The 18,791-nt window shown below is 48.9% G+C and carries 16 protein-coding genes and 1 riboswitch; of the genes, 14 read left to right on the plus strand and 2 right to left on the minus strand.

Annotated features, from left to right (window positions below; translation table 11 throughout):
- The first annotated feature begins 208 nt into the window (after nt 1-208).
- Nucleotides 209-322: riboswitch (SAM riboswitch) on the plus strand.
- Between the two features lie 87 nt (nt 323-409).
- The 5 genes from metA to mqnC all read left to right on the plus strand — a co-directional run bounded on the left by metA (nt 410) and on the right by mqnC (nt 6,434).
- Entirely contained in the window at nt 410-1,342 is a 933-nt protein-coding gene (metA, locus tag K7P76_RS32360; RefSeq protein ID WP_232190228.1) for a homoserine O-acetyltransferase MetA, read from the plus strand.
- A 17-nt stretch (nt 1,343-1,359) separates the two neighbouring features.
- Nucleotides 1,360-2,517, plus strand: a complete 1,158-nt coding sequence (locus K7P76_RS32365; protein WP_232190229.1) for an aminotransferase class I/II-fold pyridoxal phosphate-dependent enzyme — start codon at nt 1,360-1,362, stop codon at nt 2,515-2,517.
- Nucleotides 2,518-2,538: 21 nt separating this feature from the next.
- Nucleotides 2,539-3,726, plus strand: a complete 1,188-nt coding sequence (locus K7P76_RS32370) for a MalY/PatB family protein (RefSeq protein ID WP_232190230.1) — start codon at nt 2,539-2,541, stop codon at nt 3,724-3,726.
- A 120-nt stretch (nt 3,727-3,846) separates the two neighbouring features.
- Nucleotides 3,847-5,217 (plus strand): EAL domain-containing protein, encoded by a 1,371-nt coding sequence (locus K7P76_RS33575; RefSeq protein ID WP_232190231.1) that lies wholly within the window; start codon nt 3,847-3,849, stop codon nt 5,215-5,217.
- 80 nt (nt 5,218-5,297) lie between these two features.
- On the plus strand, nt 5,298-6,434 hold the full coding sequence (gene mqnC, locus K7P76_RS32380; RefSeq protein WP_232190232.1) for a cyclic dehypoxanthinyl futalosine synthase: 1,137 nt from the start codon (nt 5,298-5,300) through the stop codon (nt 6,432-6,434).
- 74 nt (nt 6,435-6,508) lie between these two features.
- On the opposite strand, the gene K7P76_RS32385 is transcribed toward mqnC, so the two are convergent.
- The gene (locus K7P76_RS32385) at nt 6,509-7,621 is read right to left on the minus strand and encodes a GGDEF domain-containing protein (RefSeq protein WP_232190233.1); all 1,113 of its coding nucleotides are present in this window, start codon (nt 7,619-7,621) and stop codon (nt 6,509-6,511) included.
- Nucleotides 7,622-7,738: 117 nt separating this feature from the next.
- Between K7P76_RS32385 and ytxC the strand changes: the two genes are divergently transcribed.
- From ytxC to K7P76_RS32410, 5 genes are all read left to right on the plus strand, one after another.
- The gene (gene ytxC, locus K7P76_RS32390; RefSeq protein WP_232190234.1) at nt 7,739-8,629 is read left to right on the plus strand and encodes a putative sporulation protein YtxC; all 891 of its coding nucleotides are present in this window, start codon (nt 7,739-7,741) and stop codon (nt 8,627-8,629) included.
- A gap of 381 nt (nt 8,630-9,010) precedes the next feature.
- On the plus strand, nt 9,011-10,951 hold the full coding sequence (thrS, locus tag K7P76_RS32395; RefSeq protein WP_232190235.1) for a threonine--tRNA ligase: 1,941 nt from the start codon (nt 9,011-9,013) through the stop codon (nt 10,949-10,951).
- A 167-nt stretch (nt 10,952-11,118) separates the two neighbouring features.
- Nucleotides 11,119-11,640: an RNA polymerase sigma factor gene (locus K7P76_RS32400; protein WP_232190236.1), complete on the plus strand. Its 522-nt coding sequence runs from the start codon at nt 11,119-11,121 to the stop codon at nt 11,638-11,640.
- 342 nt (nt 11,641-11,982) lie between these two features.
- The gene (locus K7P76_RS32405; RefSeq protein WP_232190237.1) at nt 11,983-13,395 is read left to right on the plus strand and encodes a methyl-accepting chemotaxis protein; all 1,413 of its coding nucleotides are present in this window, start codon (nt 11,983-11,985) and stop codon (nt 13,393-13,395) included.
- 97 nt (nt 13,396-13,492) lie between these two features.
- Nucleotides 13,493-13,849, plus strand: coding sequence for a hypothetical protein (locus tag K7P76_RS32410; RefSeq protein ID WP_232190238.1), 357 nt, complete (start codon nt 13,493-13,495; stop codon nt 13,847-13,849).
- A gap of 69 nt (nt 13,850-13,918) precedes the next feature.
- Here the strand turns inward: K7P76_RS32410 and K7P76_RS32415 are convergent, their stop codons facing one another.
- On the minus strand, nt 13,919-15,202 hold the full coding sequence (locus tag K7P76_RS32415) for an ammonium transporter (RefSeq protein ID WP_232190239.1): 1,284 nt from the start codon (nt 15,200-15,202) through the stop codon (nt 13,919-13,921).
- 269 nt (nt 15,203-15,471) lie between these two features.
- On the opposite strand from K7P76_RS32415, the gene liaF reads away from it, so the two are divergent.
- From liaF to K7P76_RS32435, 4 genes are read left to right on the plus strand one after another with little or no spacing between them, the layout of a single operon-like run.
- Entirely contained in the window at nt 15,472-16,482 is a 1,011-nt protein-coding gene (gene liaF, locus K7P76_RS32420; RefSeq protein WP_232190240.1) for a cell wall-active antibiotics response protein LiaF, read from the plus strand.
- Between the two features lie 4 nt (nt 16,483-16,486).
- Entirely contained in the window at nt 16,487-17,512 is a 1,026-nt protein-coding gene (locus tag K7P76_RS32425) for a HAMP domain-containing sensor histidine kinase (protein WP_232190241.1), read from the plus strand.
- 12 nt (nt 17,513-17,524) lie between these two features.
- Entirely contained in the window at nt 17,525-18,199 is a 675-nt protein-coding gene (locus K7P76_RS32430; RefSeq protein WP_232190242.1) for a response regulator, read from the plus strand.
- Nucleotides 18,200-18,249: 50 nt separating this feature from the next.
- Nucleotides 18,250-18,663 (plus strand): YugN family protein, encoded by a 414-nt coding sequence (locus K7P76_RS32435; protein ID WP_232190243.1) that lies wholly within the window; start codon nt 18,250-18,252, stop codon nt 18,661-18,663.
- The last annotated feature ends 128 nt before the right edge of the window (nt 18,664-18,791 follow it).

The raw sequence follows: 18,791 nt of genomic DNA on the forward strand, positions 1-18,791 counted from the left end.
CCCCCAAAGATCTTCTCCACCACTAATACCTTCTTCATCTCTGCTCTGGTCAATGTCACTGTCTCCTGTCCCATAGTGACATTATCTCAGAACAGTTATAGGGTGACATTATCACAGCACAACAACATGGGAAATGAGCACCTTGACTGACATCTAAATTTCGGGTACATTAAGGATAGTTTTACCCGACAACCGAATAGATTTTGCCATCTTATCAAGAGCAGGCGGAGGGACTAGCCCTATGAAGCCCGGCAACCGACGTATTTATGATACGCACGGTGCTAAATCTTGCGGAAACGGTATCGTTTCTGACAGATGAGAGGGGCGCGCGTACGATTTATTACACGACCCTATCTCATTTGGGGTCGTTTTTTGTTGTACAATTCACTGCATTCGAGGAGGAATGAACATGCCGATCAAAGTGCCTGATCATTTGCCGGCTAAGGAAGTATTGGCGGGGGAAAATATTTTCGTGATGGACGAAAGCGTCGCTTACCATCAGGATATTCGCCCGCTGCGCATTGCGATCTTAAATTTAATGCCAACCAAAGAAACAACGGAAACCCAACTTCTCCGGTTAATCGGGAACACGCCGCTGCAATTGGAAGCGGTGCTGCTTCATCCGAAAACACATCTGTCCAAAAACACTTCCGCCGAGCATTTGGAAAGCTTCTATAAAACGTTCGAAGACATCAAGGAACAGAAATACGATGGGTTTATTATTACCGGCGCCCCGGTTGAACATCTTCCGTTCGAGGAAGTGACCTATTGGGACGAATTGAAGGAAATCATGGATTGGACAGTCGATAACGTAACCTCGACTCTTCATATATGCTGGGGAGCCCAAGCAGGATTGTACCATCATTACGGAGTGCCGAAATATCAGCTCGAGGAAAAGATGTTCGGAGTATACCCGCATGGCATTTCCAAGCCGAACACGAAGCTTCTCCGGGGCTTCGACGAAATGTTCTATGTCCCTCAGTCCCGCCATACCGAAGTGTTGCGGGAAGACATTGAGAAGATTGAAGGACTGGATATATTATCGGAATCCGAGGAAGCCGGCGTATATATCGCGGCATCTTCCGATGGCAAGCAGATTTTTGTCACCGGTCATTCCGAGTACGACCCTCAGTCGCTGAAATGGGAGTACGACCGCGATAAAGCGAAGGGGCTGCGAATCGATGTACCTAAAAATTATTTTCCGAACAACGATCCCGCGAAATTTCCCGTTTCCACCTGGAGGGCCCATGCCAACCTGCTTTTCTCTAACTGGTTGAACTATTACGTGTATCAAGCAACACCTTTCGAATTAGGCAAAGCAAATCAGTATTCGTTGCGATAGGGAGGCAATTCAACATTATGAACATCGAAAGCCGTTTGGCCCAAATCGGGTCGCAAAATGATCCGGATACCGGAGCGGTAAGCTTTCCAATCTACCAAGCGACCGCATTCCGCCATCCCCGTCTTGGTCAAAGCACGGGATTCGATTACGCGCGCACTAAGAGCCCGACACGGGCTGTTCTTGAAGCCGCGGCAGCAGATCTAGAGAGCGGCGACGCAGGCTTCGCATGCAGTTCTGGCATGGCCGCGCTGCAAACGATCTTCGCTCTGTTCAGCCAAGGGGATCATTTGCTCGTTTCCCTTGACCTCTACGGAGGTACATATCGGCTGCTGGAGCAAGTTATGTCCCGCTTTGGCATTACCGCATCCTATGTGGATACGAATGACATGGATGGATTGGAATCCCTCCGGAAGCCGAATACGAAAGCCGTGTTGATCGAGACGCCTACGAATCCGCTGATGATGGTTACGGATTTGGCAAAGGTATCGGCTTGGGCAAAACAAAAAAAGCTTCTAACCATCGTTGATAATACACTGTTGACGCCTTTTTTCCAACGTCCGATCGAGCTTGGGGCGGATATCGTCATTCATAGCGCGACCAAGTATTTAGGCGGCCATAACGATGTTCTCGCAGGGCTTATTGTATCCAAAGGAGAACAGCTTTCCAAGGATATCGCATTCCTTCACAACTCTATAGGAGCCGTTCTCGGACCGCAGGATTCCTGGCTGCTTATGAGGGGAATGAAGACGCTGGCGCTTCGTATGGAGCGTCATCAATATAACGCGACGAGGCTGGCAGCCTGGCTTAAGATCCATCCTGCCGTCGAAGAGGTTTATTATCCCGCGCTTCCGCACCATCCGGGGCATGATATTCAGAACTCGCAATCTTCGGGCAATACGGGGATATTCTCCTTTAAGATGAAGGACGCCCGGACGATCGAGCCGATTCTTCGACACATTCAACTGATCGCGTTCGCGGAAAGCTTGGGCGGAGCGGAGTCTCTGATGACGTATCCCGCAGTCCAAACGCATGCCGATATCCCGGAGGAAATTCGCCGCGCCATCGGAGTCGACGACCGCTTATTGCGGTTTTCCGTAGGAATCGAGCATGTTGACGATATTATGAACGACTTAAAGCAAGCGATCGAAGCCGCGGAGCGGGAAATTAACGGTTAACAGGTTGGAGGGAATGCAGCTATGAAGTATGATTTCGACAAACGGATAGATCGAACAGGCACGGCTTCTTATAAATGGGACCAATCGGAGAAACTGTTCGGTCGGTCGGACATTTTGCCGTTGTGGGTTGCGGATATGGATTTCGAAGCGCCTAAAGAGGTCGTTGAAGCGATTACCCGCAGAGCCGAGCAAGGGATTTACGGCTATACGATCCGTACCCAATCGTTTTACGATGCGATTATCGGGTGGCTGTCTAGGCGCCATGGATGGAATATCGAGCAACAATGGATTAGCTCGAGTCCCGGAGTCGTCCCAGCGTTAAGCCTTATTGTTCTCGCGTTTACGGAACCGGGCGATGGCATTATTTTGCAATCGCCGGTTTATTACCCTTTCTATGACGTGATCAAGATGAACGGGCGTACCGTGGTTGACAATCCATTGATTCTGGAAAACGGTCGCTATTCGATTAACTTCGAGGAGCTTGAGCGGCAGGCGAAGGACGGCGCAAAGATGCTGCTCCTGTGTTCGCCGCACAATCCGGGAGGTCGTGTTTGGAAACGGGAAGAATTGGAGCGTATCGGTGAGATTTGCATGAAATACAACGTATTAGTCGTCGCCGACGAAATTCATCACGATCTCGTATTTTCCGGCCATAAGCATGTGCCTTACGCTTCCTTATCGGACGCTTTCGCTCAAAGTTCCATTACATGCATCGCCCCGAGTAAAACATTTAACTTAGCCGGATTGCAAGCGGCATCGGTCATTATTCCGAATGACGAAATCCGACGTAAGTACAATGCTTTGCTCAAAACATTGTCGCTGCACATGGAAAGCTATTTCGGTCTAACGGCTATCGAAAGCAGCTATACGCACGGAGAAGAATGGCTCGATCAGCTGCTTCCGTATTTGGAAGGGAATTTGGATTATTTGCTCGAATTCGCGAACGATCATCTTCCCGACGTGAAGGTCATCAAGCCGGATGGAACCTACTTGGTGTGGATCGACTGCACGGCGATTTCCGATAAGCCGGAAGAGCTTAAGCGGCTTATGTTCGATAAGGCGGGCGTCGCGTTCAGCGAAGGCTCCGTATTCGGGAAACAAGGAGTTGGATACTTGCGAATTAATCTAGCGTGTCCTCGTTCCATACTGATCGAAGCTCTTGAAAAATTCGCCTCGGCAGTGAATTCAGCTATAAAATACAATAAGTAGTCGATACAACCGCGAGAATATTCAGAATTCTTGCGGGTTTTTGGTAAAATCGTCTATTGCGGCTTCTAGAATCGTGCTACAATGATTGAAACCTGCCCTTGACAAGGATGATGGAATCCCGTGAATTTTCAAACGCTGATCGATCGGTTTTCTCTGGCTTTAAAGATGTTATTGCCGGATCGTTCTTTGAAATATTTTCCTCCGGATTTTACGATTCGGCGTCCGATTGTTTCTTTGCTGAACAACCGCATTACTAGGGGCGTCGAGTGTTATTTGACGATATATCGGTTGGATTTCTCGCAGCTGCAGCAAGAGGTTCCAGAGGAAGTATGGGCACGATTGCAGGAAAGCAGCCGAAGGCACCTGCGTTTGTCCACGGTTAATACCATTGGTGAACATCAGATCATATTCATCGATCAATTTGCCAAGATGGATTTCGTGCTGTTGGTCGAAGGACAATTTCCTAAGGAACCAGGTTTAATGATTTCCGCCGAGTTGAAGCATCAGTTCGATAAAATCCGTTCGGATTTGGAAATCGGATTAGCCGGAAGTTTACCCGAATGGAGAAGTTGCTTGCGGGTTATAACCGCATCGGTACCAATAGCTGCCACGAAAACCGTTCATACAGAGCAATTGCTAATGGAAAGCTACCAATCCGCATTAGCAATGGCGACGGGGCTTATTACTCCGCAGATGGAAGCTTTGCGCGGCCAGATGGAACATTTGTTGGATAAAGGATCAATTTCGGTATTGGCACAGCCGATCATGAATTTAACGAGCGGTGACATATACGGTTGGGAAATTTTGACGCGCGGGCCCGAGGGTACTGTTCTGCATTTGCCGGATGAGCTGTTCCAATTCGCATCGCAGACACGGTTGCTGAGCCGATTGGAATTTCTTGTGGCGAAGCGAGCATTAGAGGAGATCGCCTCTCGAAAAATTCGGGAGCCCATATTTCTGAACGTAACGGCCATTACGCTGTCGCACCCGTTGTTTTTGTCCCATGTGCTGCAATGTCTGGAGCGGCATCCGCCGCTAAGTCCGCAGCAAATCTACTTTGAAATTACGGAGCGTCACCAAATTGCCGACATGGGCGCGATGATTGAAATATTGCAAACTTACCGCAAGCACGGATTCCGTTTCGCGGTGGATGACGCGGGCTCAGGTTATTCCGGTTTGCATTGGATCGGAGAGCTCGTTCCCGAGCTGATCAAGATTGATCGGTCCGTCATTCAGCACGTGGATCGAATTGCGATTAAGGAAACGCTGCTTCGCGCTATCGTCACCGCAGCGCGCGAGATGAAATGCGAACTCGTAGCTGAAGGCGTCGAACGCGAAGAAGAAGCGGACGTATTATTCCGGCTTGATGTCGGGATGGGACAAGGGTTTTATTTTGCCAGACCAAACGTTCTGCTGCATGAACATGAAAGAGATATGTTCGAGGAAACGAAAGTACGGATACAAAACCGCCGCGGACTTGTCGCCTCTTAGGTGACTACCGCGGTAATTTTATGTTACGATGGGATAAGCGATATAGAGGACTAAAGTCACGTAATAAGGAGGGTCCAGAGATGAGTCAAGTGGACCGGATTTTAGAAGGAGCGTTGCAAGGAAAACGACTGCAGTTAGAAGATGTCGTTGCCTTGTATGAAAGCGATGAGATAGAAAAGCTAGGTCACACGGCGAATTTGCTAATGTTAAAGAAACATCCTGAGCCGATTACGACGTTCGTAGTAGGGCGTAATATAAACTATACGAACGTGTGCGACGTGTATTGCCGGTTTTGCGCCTTTTACCGTGCGCCCGGATCCAAAGAAGGATATGTCCTTCCCGACGAAGTCATTTTCCAGAAAATTCAGGAAACGATCGACGTGGGCGGTACGGAAATTTTGATGCAGGGTGGAACAAATCCGGACTTGCCTTTTAGTTATTATTTGGATCTACTGAGAGCAATCAAAGCCAGATTTCCAGAAATTACGATGCATTCCTTCTCCCCGGCCGAAATTCGCAAGATGCAGGTTGTCGCAGGCAATATTCCGATCGAAGACGTCGTTCGTCAGCTTCACGAAGCCGGTTTGGATTCGCTGCCGGGCGGTGGAGCGGAAATATTGGATGATCGAACCCGGAAGACGATCAGCCGTCTGAAGGGCACGTGGCGCGACTGGATGGACGTCATGACGACCGCGCACAAGGCGGGGATGAACACGACCGCGACGATGGTTATCGGTTTTGGCGAAACGATGGAAGAAAGAGCGCTGCATTTGCTGCGCGTTCGGGATGCGCAAGATGAATGCATAAACAATAATTATCCTTCTCCAGGTTTCCTGGCCTTTATTCCTTGGACGTTTCAACCGGAAAATACGAATATGAAGCGAGTTAAGGCAACGCCTGAAGAGTACTTGAAGACGCTGGCGATTAGTCGGATCACGCTCGATAATATCGACAATTTCCAATCCTCGTGGGTTACGATGGGTCCGGATGTCGGCAAAATGTCGCTTTCCTACGGCTGCAACGACTTCGGAAGCACGATGATCGAAGAGAATGTCGTATCCGCCGCCGGAACGACGCACAAGGTCAATATCGAGCTTATACTTAAGCTCATTCGAGAAACAGGAAAGATTCCCGCTCAGCGCAATACGAAGTACCAAACGATCAAAGTTTATCATGAGAACGACACAGTTACTAAAGATTATGTGATGCAGAATTAATTCTTTTACGTAAAAGCTCCGCCCGGGATTCCGAGGCGGAGCTTTATTTTATTTACCAGTGGAAACAGCCCCCCCTAAACAAGGCTGCCTATTTTTCCAGTAATGGAGGGGGCTAGTACGGTGCGGTTTTTGCCCGAGCGTTTCGCTTCGTACAGTGCGGAGTCGGCACCTTGGAACAGCGTTTCCTTGCCCATGCCGGGAGTGTATTGATTTAGGCCGATACTTACGGTTACCGGCAATCCTTGCAGAGCTTCATGGTTCGTTGAAGCGATGGATTTTCGAATCTCTTCCACGAGATCATAAACCACCTGAAAGCTTTTGTCCGTGAACAGCAAAGCGAACTCTTCTCCGCCATATCGAGCAACGATATCATTGCTTCCCGTCTTCGAACGGGCAATCGTGGCTACCGTGCGAAGGACGACATCGCCAGCTTTATGTCCATAGGTGTCGTTAACCGACTTGAAATTGTCGATGTCTAGTAAGGCCAAATAAAGCGATATACGGCCATTGTCCGCTTGTTCGACGAGATTGTCCTTAAATTCGTGATAAGCCATATGATTGTAAGTATCGGTGAGCGCATCTGTCTTGGCCAGCTTGTCCATGAGGATCGTTCGAACGAGAAGCTCTTGGTTGGATTCATAAGAAGTGCGAAGATGCATGAGAACTTCCCTGCCCCGGGCTAATACGCCGAAAGCAATTCCGCTATAAACAAGAAGGATGCTTGTCATTGCGAGGAGGCCAACTGGGGGGAGGGCATCATGTATTTCGTTATCGTAGGTATGCAAGGTGAACAAAGCGATGCCCGTATTCAAGATGGCATACAGCAGTTTCTTGTACTGGAAATAAAATATGCTGATCATGATGGGGAAAAAGAGAAAGAATAGGAGATACTCCAATGAGGAATGAATGGCGGTTATCGTAATGGCGAGCAATGTTGCCGAAGTGATAAGCACGTAATCGTGGTGCTTAGGCAGCCAACGGACACCGCTTTCAGCCAGCAAAACGATAAAAGCCATAATGATGGTCGGTCTAATTATGTACAAGTTGACGAATTCATTCGCGGGAAGTTTGGTTACGAGTAGAAATGTGCATTCCACGATAATAGACAATACGAATACGGCCCAGAAACTTTGCAAAAGCAGGCGATTCCAACGTTCCTGATTTAATCCTAATGAAGGTAAAGACATAGTGACTTCCTTTCTAGATCAAACTTCATAAAATATACCATAACTAATAACCCATCGTATATCCCTTTTTAGGCCACCATATAGTAAGTATCAAGCTTAAAAGATGGAGGTGAGGATTTGAAGAAGGTACAATTCGTTGTGGAATACTTGCAGGATCATCCCTCGTTGGAACGACTGGCGGGAATGTTGAATCGAACGCTCGTAGGTACGGAAAACCCGGTGGATAGCGTTCAATGGGAATTATCCCGGGAGGATGGTTTTATCCGCTGTCAATTTCCGCTGGGGCCGGGTCCTCAAGATAAAAAAATCTATTGCGATCGCGTAGGGCGAGTGCTCGCGGAATATACGCTATCGGATCAGGAGCCTTCATTGCTCCGAAACCTATTTCAAATTCGGTTCGGCCTTAAGGACGCCGTTGAGACCGACGCTCTCATCGCGGAAGCCGTATCTTTATTAGACGGGGAGCCTGAAATGGGTGAATCTTGGATGGGCCGCGGAAGAGAACGTCGTTTGCAGAAGTTGGCTTCGCGATTTTCCCTGTACTTAGAAGATCATGAACATTTGCACTTGGACGGCTTTCTGCGATTCCGCTTAAGCGACTACCGCGCAGAAGTTCAGGAAGCCGCCGAAACCGCGATTGAGGAGAGGCTGATGGAGCGGCAATACCAAGAGTTCATGACCTTGCTTAAATCGATGGTGGAGTGGCAAGAGACTAGGACATCGGCCGTGCATGTCTTGCATTCGGGAGGGCACGCATTTCGATTGTTGGATGAGGAAATGCGCCCGCTTGAACAGGACTTCATGGATACCGACGATACCGACGACAAGGAAGTTTTTAAAGCCGAAGAGGAACAAGAAGAGGAAAGCCGGGTCGTGAGCAGGTTATTGGCGGCTTCCCCCAGGCAGTTGTACATTCACACCCCTGAGCCGGAATCGCAAGTGATTCGGACGATCATAGGAATATTCGGCGACAGGGCGGAGTTGTATCCCGATTTACCGGCTCATTGAGTCCGACACATTGAGTCTAACAGCTTGACTACAAACCTTTAAGACAGGTATAATGTACGATATTAATCCACATTCAGAAGCGATGAGAAAGACACCGATGCCCGACCTGGACGGAACAGAGAGAGGAACCTTGGCTGCAAGTTCCTTACGACCCCAACTGGCATTGACCCCTTTCGAGCTGCCGGGCCCAATTCGTGAGATCAGCTCTTGTGATACACGTTAGTATGCTCTGCCGGGTCATGACCGTTATCCATGCCAGAGAGCCGGTTGTTAGCTATTGCCGGTTGATGGAGGGTGGAACCACGGGCCGCATACAGAGCACCCGTCCCTTTCGGGACGAGGTGTTTTTTTGTTTCCCAAAAACTCAAGGAGGTATACGAAATGTCCGTTCAAGTTAAATTGCCCGATGGAGCGATCCGGACTTACGATGCTGGCGTAACGGTCGAAGACATTGCTTTTTCGATCAGTCCAGGAATCAAGAAAGTCGCGGTTGCCGGTAAAGTAGATGGGAAGGTTGTAGACGTAAGCACGCCTATATCCAGTGACGCATCGCTTGAAATTCTTACTTTGGATTCTGCCGATGGGTTGGAAGTTATGCGCCATAGCACCGCTCACTTGCTAGCGCAAGCTATTAAAAGGATTTATGGCGCTGACAAAGTGAAGCTTGGCATCGGACCGGTCATCGAGGACGGCTTCTACTATGATATCGATCTGGAACAGTCCATTACGCCGGAGGATTTAGCGATTATCGAGAAAGAAATGGACAAAATCGTCAAGGAAAATTTGCCGATCGTAAGGCGGGAAGTAAGCCGGGAAGAAGCCTTGCGGATTTTCGAAGAGATTGCCGATCCGTTAAAGCTTGAGCTGATCCGGGATTTGCCGGACGGCGTGGCGATTACCCTGTATGATCAAGGCGAATTTTTCGACTTGTGTCGCGGCCCGCATCTGCCTTCAACCAGCAGAATCAAGTCGTTTAAGCTGCTTAGCGTTGCCGGAGCGTATTGGCGCGGGGACAGCAAGAACAAGATGCTTCAACGGATTTACGGCACCGCGTTCGCGAAAAAAACGGAGCTGGACGAGCACCTTCATTTTCTGGAGGAAGCGAAGAAACGGGACCACCGCAAATTGGGCCGCGAGCTGAAAATGTTTACCTTCTCTCGCGAGGTCGGACAGGGATTGCCGCTCTGGTTGCCCTATGGCGCGAAAGTTCGTCAAACTTTGGAACGCTACATTGTCGATCTCGAGGAAAAACTCGGATACACTCATGTTTATACTCCTGTACTTGCCAACGTTGAACTATACAAAACTTCCGGGCACTGGGAGCACTATCAGGAAGACATGTTCCCTAAGATGACTTTGGATAACGAAGAACTGGTTCTTCGTCCAATGAACTGTCCGCATCACATGATGATTTACAAAAGCGACATGCGCAGCTATCGCGATCTTCCGGTCCGGATTGCCGAGCTAGGTACGATGCATCGTTATGAGATGTCAGGAGCTTTGACAGGTTTGCATCGGGTGCGGGCAATGACGCTTAACGACGCTCATATCTTCTGCCGTCTCGACCAAATCAAGGAAGAATTTACTCGCGTCGTTAATTTAATTCGTCAGGTGTACGAAGACTTCGGCATTAAAGATTATCGTTTCCGTTTATCTTACAGGGATCCTAAGGATACGGAGAAATATTGGCCGGACGACGAGATGTGGGAAACGTCGCAGCGGATGCTTCGCGAAGTCGTAGAAGAGCTTAACTTGCCTTTCTTCGAGGCTGAAGGAGAAGCGGCATTCTACGGTCCGAAACTCGACGTTCAAATTAAGACGGCGTTGGGCAAAGAAGAAACGTTGTCGACTGCCCAGCTTGACGTTCTGCTTCCTGAGCGGTTTCAACTGGAATACACCGGGGATGACGGCAAGAAGCATCGCCCCGTCGTCATTCATCGCGGAATCATCAGTACGATGGAGCGTATGACCGCATTTTTGCTGGAAAATTTTGCGGGTGCGTTGCCGCTTTGGTTATCTCCCGTACAGGCTAAACTCATTCCCGTTAATCCTATTTATGAGCCTTATGTTAAAGAGGTCGCGGAGAAGCTGCAAAGAGCCGGCGTGCGGATTGAATCGGACTTGCGCAACGAAAAACTCGGATACAAAATTCGTGAAGCTCAGTTGGAAAAAGTCCCATACATGCTCGTTATCGGAGAGAACGAATCGTTAAACGGAACCGTATCGGTGCGTCGCCGCGGCGAAGGTGATCTGGGTGCACAATCCGTTGACGAATTTATTGCTCGCATCACGGAAGAAATCACCTCTAAACGAGTCGATTAAATCTGCTGCTCCTTAAGCCGCCAAACTTAAGGAGCATTTTTTGCAAAAGCCAGCTTTCAATAACTTTGTCGCTTATTTCCTATTAAATGTAAAATATTCTCTTTTTCTCGCGTTTATGATAGAATAGGGTTACTTATAATAAGCATCCGTTTAGGAGTGGCTGGTACATGAACTTCCTCCGTGATTCTGATTATCCGGAAACATTCCGGTCAGAAGATGAAGTATTAGGCGAGCTTTATTCCCAGATGCTTAAAGTCGTTCGCCACAAGCTTTGGCACAAGAACGATGCGGGTGATGTCGTGCAAGAGGCTTGGGTGCGTATATTAGAGAAGAAGTCTACGTTGCGGCATAAGGATAAGCTCATACCTTGGGCAAAAGCCATTGCCTCGAACTTAGCTTCGAATGCTAATCGTGCAAGGCGCCACGAGAGGATCTACGACCATCTGGAAGACGAGTTCGCTGGATTAACGTCTGTATTCGAGCCGGAATCAATGATGGAACTGTCTGATTTGTTGGGGCGGTTGGATCCTGTTACAAGAACGCTCTTATTGTACAAGTTCTATTACGGGTTAAAAGACAACGAAATCGCAACGGCTTTGCAGTTGCCGGTCGGAACGGTCAAAGCCCGGATTCACCGCGGCAAAGCGAAGTTAAAAACGCAAGTCAAAGACGAAGAGCAACATACATAATCCAAAACCCCTCTGTCCATGCTATGTTATGGAGGTGAGGGAAGCAGTGGCAAAAAACAAAAAACAGAAACAGGGTAATGCAAACGCTTATCAAACCGAGTTTGCATCGGAATCGAACGTCAGTAACAGTACAGCTAATAAAGCTGCGCAGAAGAATTCTAATCCGTCCAATCGTTAGTCTCCATTAGTTAAAGATGTGCCATGTACATGTGAGATTTTCGGGTGAATAAAGGCTTTTTTAGAGGAGGACCCGTTAGGGTCCTCTTCCTTTTTGTCAAAACACGTTATATAATGTTAGGAAAAGTAACGTAATCGACAATCGATTTGTTGGAGTGATGAGAGATGGCGCAGTGGAGACGGTGGTTCATTTCTAAACCTGATAAATCAAGCGTTGTCTCACAAATTCCAGTCGCCTCAGTAAATGAAAATCCAGAAGCGCTCCGCCATATGGTAGAGGAAGCGGTCGTCATTTCGGATCGCCTTCAAGCTGCGGTGTCTGAAGTGGACTCAAGCATGAGTCAGCTAGATGCCATCGCCGACAGATCGGCCGATCAGGAAGAGAAGCTTCGCCACATTAGCAAGACAGCCATGGTTCGTTTAGAAGAAGCGTTCTCCTCTTTGCAAGAAGTATCGGCCGCTTCCCAAGAAATTCGTGGAGTTACCGAAGAGTTGAACTCGCAAAGCCAGAAGACCAGAGATGTCGTCATAGAGGTTTGCCGCTCGCTGAATCATACCGATGAAGTGATGAACGACCTATCCAGAAATCACGGCTCGATGGAAGAACGTGTGAATGACTTAATTGCCCAGGCGTCGAAGATCGGTGAAATCAACGAGTTGATCCAAGAGATCGTCACGCAAACGTCTCTTCTGGCGTTGAATGCCGCAATCGAAGCGGCCCACGCAGGGGAGCATGGACGCGGGTTTTCCATTGTCGCTCAAGAAATAAAGAAGCTAGCCGAGCAAAGCGGGGAAGCCGTTAAACGCTCGACGAGCATCGTTCAGAATATTGAGTCCGGCATTCGCCAAGTCGTTAGCTCCGTGGATCGCGAGAAAAATTCAGTATCTCTCGGTTTGGTTGAAATGAACAAAACGCGAGAAAAGATGGATATCATCTTTAATTCGTTCTTGAAGGTTGACCAGCATGTAAGTAAAACGTTGGAATTCGCCGTGGAGCAAGCGGATCGAACGACTGCCACCAGTTCCCTGTTGGAAGAGGTCGTGGAGTCCGTTAGCTTAACCATAAACAGCGTTGATGATACGTTAGCTCAGAATAAAAGGCAAAGAACGGAAATCAACAATTTAGGCCGTGTTTCCGAAGAGTTGAAGGAGTCCGCGGACGAATTAATTGCTGCGGTTCAAACTGCCGGAGGCAGAGATTGGGAAGGCGCGATCGCAGCGGATACGGCGCGTTGGTCAGATTTACTGCGTACGCTGGCTTCTGATCCGGCACTTGCGGGGATGGAGGAAGAGGCGCATCGCGAAGTGTTGGGGGGCTGGCTTAAACGTACTACGGGGATGGAAGCGATTTGGTCCAATCGAAGCGACGGCTCGTTCGTATTCTCGGAGCCTGAAGCTGGATTGTTAAATGCAAGGGGACGCGAATGGTGGAAGAGGGCTATGACTGGGGAGACATTCATCTCTGAAGTTTATATCTCGGCTATTACGAAACGGCCTTGTATGACGGTATCGATGCCGCTGCGAAGAATTGATGGCGCCGCTTTTGGCGTAATCGGCATCGATATTGTGGTTTCTTGACAAATTTATTCCCATAACCCGTTCTCAAAACGATAAAAATCCGGTATTATATAGTTAATGTAATAAAAGTTCACAAGAATTAGGCAGGTGATCTATCATGACGGAGCCTTGGGTTTCAAATTCGACTACAGCCGCTCCCCGACGCAAGACGGCAGAGGTTCACTCCCTCCTAGAGGCGCTTATCTCTAAACGAGAGCAGGAAATAACGGACATCGAACAGATGGTTGAGCGTTATGAACGGCGTATCCGATTTGAAGAGCAAGCTTATCGGTCGATGTCGACGCTTCGCCGCATGTTAACGGGCAAAAAGCCCGATCATCATTTAGCCGTTGAATACATTCATTACGTCAAGAAGCCGATGGAGAAAGTTCGTTCGCTGCGCCTCGAGGTTTCCAATTACCAAGCGATGCTCGAAGGTACCGTTCCCGCGGTTATTCCTGAAATACTATCATGACTTAAATTGATATCCATAAAGAGAAAGGTTGAGCAGCCACCCTGCCCAACCTTTTCTTTATGGATAAGTTTATTCCGATGGAAACCGAAGCTGCTCCATATCGAGGAAGTCGTGGTCCTGGCTATACGCGGGAACGCCATGTATGCCTACGTCAAGCCCGATCAGCTCCTCGTCCCGTGATACGCGCACCGGTTTGAATCGTTGAATCAACTTCAGTACGAACCATGTTAAGAAGAATCCCCAAATCGCCACGACGACTAGTCCGAGAGCCTGAATCCCAAGTAAATACCAACCGCCGCCATAGAACAATCCGGAATGTGCGGCCGCCCCCGGCATGGCGAATAGCCCGACCGCCAGCGTTCCGATGCTGCCGCTAATGCCGTGAACGGCGAATGCGCCCACGGGATCGTCGACTTTTCGTTTCTCAAGCCATTCGCTTGCAAGCACCATGACGATTCCCGATACCGCACCGATAAGGATAGCGGCAGCGTCGGATACGAAAGCGCAGCCTGCCGTAATCCCGACTAGTCCTGCCAATGCGCCGTTAATGACCATTGGAGGATCCGCTTTCTGGTAGCGCAACATAGTGAACAATATACAGGCCGCGCATCCCGCGGCGGAAGCGAGCATCGTCGTAACCGCAATATGCCCAATGCTCTCGTTAGTAGCGCTTAACGTGCTTCCGGAGTTAAAGCCGAACCATCCGAACCAAAGGATGAAGGCACCGACGGAAGCGAGCGGAAGGTTGGAGGGGGAGACAATGTTGATTTTACCGTCAGCCCCGAACCGCCCGATTCTCGGACCGATGAATATAGCGGCAGCAAGGGCTGCGAATCCTCCCAAGGCATGAATGGCCGCGGAACCGGCGAAGTCGATCATTCCTAATTTGGCCAACCAGCCGCTAGGCGACCATATCCAATGCCCTGAAATCGGATAAATAAGACCTGTCATGAATATCGTATAGATAATGTAAGCGCGAAAATGGATGCGTTCGGCAACCGCGCCGGACACGATCGATATAACGGCGATTACGAAGGCGCATTGGAACAACCAATAGGTATCGTGAGAAATATTCAAGACTAGATGTGTCAGATCGCCTCCCATGAAGAATCCGGTGAGACCTATCCATCCGCCTGCATCTTTACCGTACATAAATGCGAAGCCGATGGCATAGAACACAAGGGCGCCAAAAGCGATGTCGACGAATACTTTCATAATAATGCTGACAGCGTTTTTCTGACGGACGAATCCGGCTTCAAGAAGCGCGAACCCGCCTTCCATCAGTAAAATCATAGCAGCGGTTAGGACGACCCAAATCGTGTCCAAGCCTCTCGACAGTTGTGCAATATCCATTCTCTCAACCCCTAATGATGTTGTGAATATCTAACATATTAAGCGGAAATCCGACCTCATTATATAGTGGAGAGTTACCTAAGTCAACGAATAATGTAAAGATAGATAACATTAAATATGATCCAACTTTGTTTTATCAAGGTCATGGACGCGCCGCCTCGGTCTGCAGACTGAGGCAAACTTACAACCCGCGCCGCTGTTGTTCCCTGTTCAGGATTCGGTATACTGAGTACAGATAGAATTCAGCGTTAGTAATGGAGGATAGGGCTATGCATTCATCGATCGCGCACCGATTGCTATGGGGACTCGTAATCGTGACAATAGGAGTTGTTTTTCTATTAAATCAAACCGGAATTATAACCATTAGTATTGGGGATCTTTTCTCGCATTATTGGCCGGTGCTTATGATTGTATTCGGACTGCAGGGCTTATTGCTGCAAAGCGGAGGAGCCTACTGGTGGAACCTGCTGGTAGTTATCATCGGGTTTATGTTCCTGGGACGGAACATGGGGTGGATGGAGTGGGATTTCTCGGATATTATCCGTCTCATTGGCCCGATTGCCATCATTCTCATCGGGATCAACATGATTTTCAGAGGCAATCGTCCCCGTAAAAGGGATAAGCATGAGAATGGCGAACAGTGGAATCCGATTACGCCGCCGATACCGCCGGTTCCTCCAATGCCGCCTGGACCGCCGCCTGCACCGCCAGAATGGGATGAATTCGAACGCGAACTCTCCGGTGCCGCGAATAAACAAATAGATCCGGCTGCTGAGTCTACATCGGCCAACTCCACTTTTGAACAACAGTCGTCGCCTAGGACGAACGCTCAATTTTATGGGTGGAAACAGCGTCATGAACATAAAGACTGGTGGAAAGCGCACGACTGGAGCAATCCCAATCGGGACAATCATAGTCGTTTCATCGGGGATGTCCAGCTTGGCAAAGATTATTGGGAGTTGCGCCCTATGAGCATTTCTCATTTTATCGGGGATACGACTTTGGATTTAACTAAAGCGCAAATTCCTATCGGCGAGACGAGAATCTATGTATCTTCCTTCATAGGAGACGTTAAAGTCTATGTACCCAATGATCTTGGCGTAGGCATTCAGGTCATATCGAGCTGCTTGATTGGCGACGTAAAGGTGCTGGATCAAAAGCGGGGAGGCATATTCAACCAAATGTCAGTGGAGACACCGAGTTATTCGGATGCCGATAAACGCGTGGTGTTAGTCGTTAGCAGCTTTATCGGCGACGTTCGCGTAACGAAGGTAGGCTAACGGGATGATGAGACGGGTTCGAACGAGCAAATGGGAATCTTCCATTTATTCCGGTCTGACGACGCTTGCTCTAATGATACTGCTTTACTATGGATGGGTATCCCTTGCGGATAACGCTCCGAGCTTGAAATCCTGGATGAGCTGGACAAGCGTTCTTGTGCTCGGTCAGATGGCTATCTCTTATCGATTCGCGCAACGGACGCAGCGCAAGCTTGATCAGTTGCAGGTTGTGATGAAACAAGCTTCAGCGGGCAACTGGGATTCGCGATTGCCTGAAATCGAAGGGGATGCCTTTTCGGGGGTCAACCGGGAGTTTAACGTCATGCTCGGTCAATTGGAGTCTAGACTCAAGCTGCTTCAGCAGCTAGGCGAGCGAGACGTGATGGAAGAAGTGTCCTCCCAGGAAGCCGCGGTATTAGAAGAAAGAAAACGACTTGCGCGCGATTTGCACGACACGGTGAGCCAGCAATTATTCGCGTTGCATATGTCCGCATCCTCTTTGCCAAAACTGCTCGAACGCGATTCGGAGCATGCGCAGAAGGTCATGGAACAGTTAATCGCAATGTCATCCTCGGCGCAACGTCAAATGCGGGGTTTGATCGCCCAGCTTAGACCTATGGAATTGCAAGGACGAACGCTCGAAGAGGCGCTTGAGCGATGGTTCCCTGATTATTGCCGGCAGAATGGGATACAGGGAACGCTTGAAATTCAGATCAAAGGTTTAATATCGGATGCCAAAGAGCATCAGCTGTTCCTGATTATCCAAGAGGCAATGGCTAATGTGGTCAAACATGCGGATGCCCAGAGCGTCCGGCTGTTTCTTGGCGAGACCGATCGTCAAATCTCCTTGTTGATAGAAGATAACGGTTTAGGTTTTCGCGGGGAGCAAGTTAGAGCGGGCGCCTACGGTTTGTCTACAATGCGCGAGCGTGCCCAGAAACTGGGCGGCGAAGCTGAGATCGTTACGAAGCCGGGCTCGGGTACCCGGGTGCGGGTTTGGTTTCCGAAATTCGAAGAGATGAAAGCTTAGGAGCGGATGGTTATGACGGAGCCGGCAGGTTCTCCTTGGAAAGTGTTAATCGTAGATGATCACGAGATGGTTCGAATGGGTTTGCGTACTTATCTAATGCTGGATTCGAGGTTTGAAGTCATAGGTGAAGCCGCTAGCGGAAAAGAGGCTATTGAGACGCTCTCGAACGGCGGTTATCAAGGGAAGATGCCGCAGCTCGTTCTGATGGATCTAATGATGCCGGATATGAACGGAGTAGACACGACCCGTGCGCTGCTTAGTCAATATCCGGAGCTTAGAATTATTATTTTAACAAGTTTTCTCGAAGACGAGAAAGTCGTGGAAGCGATCGAAGCCGGTGCTGTCAGCTACATCATGAAGACCGTGTCCGCTGATGAGCTTATTTATGCGATGCAAGGGGCCATCAAGAACATGCCCGTCATGAGCAGCGATGTGTCCCAGGCGCTTACCCGCGGACTTCGCAAACGTTCCGCAAGCCACGAAGTGGAAGGGCTGACCGAGCGGGAACGCGAGGTACTGCTGCTGATCGCCGAAGGCAGATCCAACAAAGACATTGGCGATGAACTGCACATCAGCATTAAAACGGTAAAAACGCACGTGAGCAATCTCCTAATGAAATGCGATTTGGAGGATCGAACGCAGCTCGCCATCTACGCGCACCGAAAAGGGTGGGTCAAAGAAGCATAATTTACGATCCGAGGGATACTCTAGTAAGAAAAAAAGGGGGCATCCCCAAGATGTATTCCATTCCATCCTCATTAACTTCGCAGGTACAAGATTATTCGCTAACGAACAATGCATTATCGGAACATGGTTTTACTTTAGGCGGTAATTGGGACTATGATCATGGCTCCTTCGATTGCGCTTTGGACGAAGCGAACAAAGTGTGGCTGCGCTTGCCGTTCGATGTAACGGTCGGCAACTTGGACAGCGGGTCGCAAGAGAGCGATCTCAAGATTCAGTTCGGCCAGCCTTACGTACTGAAGCATGTTTATAATGATGGCTTGGATAAAGAAGCTCAACCTCGAGCTATGGGTGCTTTGATGGACCAGTTTTCCGATCCGGTCGATCCGGACGATGAAATCGAATCGCATTGGATAGAGCGAGCGAAGCAGAAGCTGAATAAGGTCGAATCGATGTATCCGGCTTGAATGGAGCGGCACGCAAGTGCCGCTCGCTTTATTTTGTTTAACAGCCATTTTTGCTAGGCTTTTACTTCGTCTTCATTTCCGTTTAAGATTGTTTTAAGGTAACGGGTTTAATATACAGATAAGAAATA

The sequence above is a fragment of the Cohnella silvisoli genome (assembly GCF_021190915.1).
GTDB lineage: Bacteria > Bacillota > Bacilli > Paenibacillales > Paenibacillaceae > Cohnella > Cohnella silvisoli.

Bases quoted from the DNA above. Each gene is read 5' to 3' on its own strand.
- metA (WP_232190228.1), top strand. From the start codon at position 410: ATGCCGATCAAAGTGCCTGATCATTTGCCGGCTAAGGAAGTATTGGCG.
- K7P76_RS32365 (WP_232190229.1), top strand. From the start codon at position 1,360: ATGAACATCGAAAGCCGTTTGGCCCAAATCGGGTCGCAAAATGATCCG.
- K7P76_RS32370 (WP_232190230.1), top strand. From the start codon at position 2,539: ATGAAGTATGATTTCGACAAACGGATAGATCGAACAGGCACGGCTTCT.
- mqnC (WP_232190232.1), top strand. From the start codon at position 5,298: ATGAGTCAAGTGGACCGGATTTTAGAAGGAGCGTTGCAAGGAAAACGA.
- K7P76_RS32385 (WP_232190233.1), bottom strand. From the start codon at position 7,621: ATGTCTTTACCTTCATTAGGATTAAATCAGGAACGTTGGAATCGCCTG.
- thrS (WP_232190235.1), top strand. From the start codon at position 9,011: ATGTCCGTTCAAGTTAAATTGCCCGATGGAGCGATCCGGACTTACGAT.
- K7P76_RS32400 (WP_232190236.1), top strand. From the start codon at position 11,119: ATGAACTTCCTCCGTGATTCTGATTATCCGGAAACATTCCGGTCAGAA.
- K7P76_RS32405 (WP_232190237.1), top strand. From the start codon at position 11,983: ATGGCGCAGTGGAGACGGTGGTTCATTTCTAAACCTGATAAATCAAGC.
- K7P76_RS32410 (WP_232190238.1), top strand. From the start codon at position 13,493: ATGACGGAGCCTTGGGTTTCAAATTCGACTACAGCCGCTCCCCGACGC.
- K7P76_RS32415 (WP_232190239.1), bottom strand. From the start codon at position 15,202: ATGGATATTGCACAACTGTCGAGAGGCTTGGACACGATTTGGGTCGTC.
- liaF (WP_232190240.1), top strand. From the start codon at position 15,472: ATGCATTCATCGATCGCGCACCGATTGCTATGGGGACTCGTAATCGTG.
- K7P76_RS32425 (WP_232190241.1), top strand. From the start codon at position 16,487: ATGATGAGACGGGTTCGAACGAGCAAATGGGAATCTTCCATTTATTCC.
- K7P76_RS32430 (WP_232190242.1), top strand. From the start codon at position 17,525: ATGACGGAGCCGGCAGGTTCTCCTTGGAAAGTGTTAATCGTAGATGAT.
- K7P76_RS32435 (WP_232190243.1), top strand. From the start codon at position 18,250: ATGTATTCCATTCCATCCTCATTAACTTCGCAGGTACAAGATTATTCG.